At 30.8% G+C, this 3086-nt stretch carries 3 protein-coding genes; 1 reads left to right on the top strand and 2 read right to left on the bottom strand.

Translation table 11 applies throughout. The features are described 5' to 3' along the window. Window positions 1–301 precede the first annotated feature (301 nt). Window positions 302–832 (bottom strand): ferredoxin domain-containing protein, encoded by a 531-nt coding sequence (locus Q326_RS0114745; protein ID WP_026896052.1) that lies wholly within the window; start codon window positions 830–832, stop codon window positions 302–304. A 215-nt stretch (window positions 833–1047) separates the two neighbouring features. Here Q326_RS0114745 and Q326_RS0114750 point away from each other — a divergent pair, with 215 nt between their 5' ends. After that, the gene (locus Q326_RS0114750) at window positions 1048–2379 is read left to right on the top strand and encodes a PhoH family protein (RefSeq protein WP_026896053.1); all 1332 of its coding nucleotides are present in this window, start codon (window positions 1048–1050) and stop codon (window positions 2377–2379) included. A gap of 62 nt (window positions 2380–2441) precedes the next feature. Here Q326_RS0114750 and Q326_RS0114755 read toward each other — a convergent pair whose 3' ends face one another. After that, the gene (locus tag Q326_RS0114755) at window positions 2442–2984 is read right to left on the bottom strand and encodes a hydrolase (protein ID WP_026896054.1); all 543 of its coding nucleotides are present in this window, start codon (window positions 2982–2984) and stop codon (window positions 2442–2444) included. Between the last annotated feature and the right edge of the window lie 102 nt (window positions 2985–3086).

Here is a 3086-nt window from a genome sequence, read left to right on the forward strand (position 1 = left end):
AAAAACCTAGGTTCTATTAAAGTTGCCCTTTTTTAATCACTTCTTTTATTTTCTTTTAAAAATTCTCCTTGACATATTACCAGGTTGCTTTTTTGGTCTCTCCGTACCAACTTAAAATGGAGCAAAATAAAAACTCCCTGATACCAGGAAGTTTGGTCGCAAAATAATCACAGTTCACCTATGTTTATCCACAATATCTTCCCAGTATCTCGTACTAGATTAAAGATATACTATTAAGTTTCTTTTATTTACAATACCATTTAAATTAACAAAAGTCAATGAAAATTTCAATATTAGATCTTTATTTTCTATCGAAGAAAATACTTTTCCCTTTGGTCGTCAAAGGTATGCCATATATAATTCCAGCATTATTTCCCATTGTATTTACCTCTAATGCTACCTTACCTACACTAAACATAACTCTATTATCAACCCTATTATCTGCTGCTATAGAAACGGCAGAACCTACAGCTATGCCTAAATCTGTTATATCAAATGCACATCTTCCTTTTTTTTCATTTTTTTCTTTACAGTTTTCAAATCCACAAAAGCCACAATATTCTATGCCTCTTGTATTAAGTTCAGACCCTATAAGTACCAATGCTGCTGCATGTCTCACATTTTGAGCATCTCTAATAAAAAAATCTATCCCTTTGTCTTTTCCTATTCTCTCCATATGGTCTGCTAATTCATCTTTTTCTGCATCTGTCAATATTGTAGTAAGTATATTATCTATCCCCTTGCCCTTAGGAGCAGTTCTAGCAGCTACACACATCTTTTGTGCTACATCAATTATAGTGTTTTTCTCTATATCTTCACTATTATAAAACATATTACCTCTCCCCTCGTTATTATAAAATTAACTCTTGATAATTATATTCTATATATGGTTATACATTCCTTCATTTTTTATAGTTATATAAAAGTTCTATTTTTAACCTCCATTTAATTTTTACTTAACATAGTTTATTTATTATAAAATTAGAAATATATTATTTAATAAGTGAATAAATATATCATAAGAACATTATATTAGGAGGCGTAAATTTGAAAAAAATTTATGTACTAGATACTAGTGTACTTTTAGATGACCCCAATGCTATATTTACATTCAATAATAGTGAAATTGTAATTCCAACTGTAGTATTAGAAGAAATTGATAAGAAGAAAAGACTTGGAGATGAACTAGGGAGAAATGCCCGTACCATATCTAGAATTTTAGACAGGTTAAGAAAAAAAGCACGATTACAACACGGAGTCAAATTGGACAATGGAAGCATACTTAAAATTGAAATGAATCATAGACATCTCGAAAATGTAAAAAAGTATTTTTATGAAGTTAATAATGACAATAGAATATTGGCAGTTGCTATAAATCTACATCTTGAACAAAAAGGAAATTTAAATCCACGTCCAGTTATACTTGTTAGTAAGGATGTCTTAGTCAGAATTAAAGCTGATACTTTAGGTATAACAGCTCAGGACTATTCATCTGATAAAATAGTCAAAGATGACAATATATATTCAGGGTATGAAACTATAAAAGTAGACCCCTATATAATAGACGACCTTTATATAAAAAACTGTTTAACTATTAGCGACTACCCACTTCATAATCCTTCACTTCTTCCTAATCAATTCCTAATATTAAAAGACAAACTAGGATCCTCTAAATCAGCCCTTGTATACTTTGATTCAAATAAGAATACTTTAACACCTCTTAAATTTATGGATAAAGATATCTGGGGTATCTATCCAAAAAATGCCCAGCAAAAGATGGCATATGAACTATTGATGGATGACTCTATACCCCTAGTCACATTGACAGGTAGGGCAGGTACAGGTAAGACTTTATTAGCATTGGCTGTGGGGCTATATAAGACAGAAGAAATTAATAGATATAATAAGCTACTGGTAGGACGTCCAGTAATACCCATGGGTAAAGACTTAGGTTTTTTACCTGGAGACAAAGATGAAAAGTTGAGACCTTGGATGCAACCTATATATGATAATTTAGAATTTATATTTAGAAATCGGGAAGGAGATATTGATGGTATAGTTGCAGGATTAAGAAAAATTGAAATTGAAGCACTTACCTTTATAAGAGGTAGGACTATACCAAATCAATTTATAATTATAGACGAAGCTCAAAATCTCACAAAACATGAAATCAAGACCATAATAACCAGAGTAGGAGAAGGAAGCAAAATCGTATTAGTGGGAGATCCTGAACAAATTGACCATCCATATATGGATTCTATAAACAATGGATTAACTTATATTATTGAAAAATTTAAAAAATATAGGGAAGCTGGTCATATTACCTTTGAAAAAGGAGAAAGATCTTCACTGGCCCAATTAGCAGCTGATATATTATAATTAATACCAATTTAGTTTAAATTAATTATTTAAAGTGGCACCATCAAGGTGCCACTTCATTTTTATTTTACAAGCTTTGATATCTTCTTAAACTCCTCTGTTCCTGCATATCTACATAACTCAAACAATAGTGATTCATATGTAGTTATTATAGCACCATGAGCCCTCAAACGTTGGACAGCCATATTTTTATCATTTTCCCTCCTAGATGATACACAGTCTTCTACAAGTACTACTTTATATCCCTTCTCTAAAAGGTCTAATGATGTCTGTAGCACACATACATGGGTCTCTATACCTGCTATTATAAAAAACTCTTTTTCCAAGTCTTTTATTTTTTTCATGAAATATTCTTCATCACAACAACTAAATGTCATCTTTTCCATCGGAGTAAAATCTCCTATAGAATCACTTACATCCTTTACTGTTCCTCCCAGTCCTTTAGTATATTGTTGTGATACTAACAAGGGTATCTCTAAGATATTTAATCCCTCTATTAATGTCTTAAGATTTTTTATAGTTGTAGAGTTTTCATATATATGGGGCATTAGTCTTTCTTGTACATCTACTATTATACCTGCTGACTTCTCCTTTAATATTCTCAATAGACACATCTCCTTGTATAATATATTTAGGTTATCAAATAGGGAAACCTATAAAACCTTCTTTATTTATCTCTCAAAATCAGAGATAATTGTATTATTAGA

Source organism: Clostridiisalibacter paucivorans DSM 22131 (assembly GCF_000620125.1).
In the GTDB taxonomy this organism is placed as follows: domain Bacteria; phylum Bacillota; class Clostridia; order Tissierellales; family Clostridiisalibacteraceae; genus Clostridiisalibacter; species Clostridiisalibacter paucivorans.

Coding starts and splice junctions, on each gene's coding strand:
- Q326_RS0114745 (WP_026896052.1), bottom strand. CDS start 832: ATGTTTTATAATAGTGAAGATATAGAGAAAAACACTATAATTGATGTA.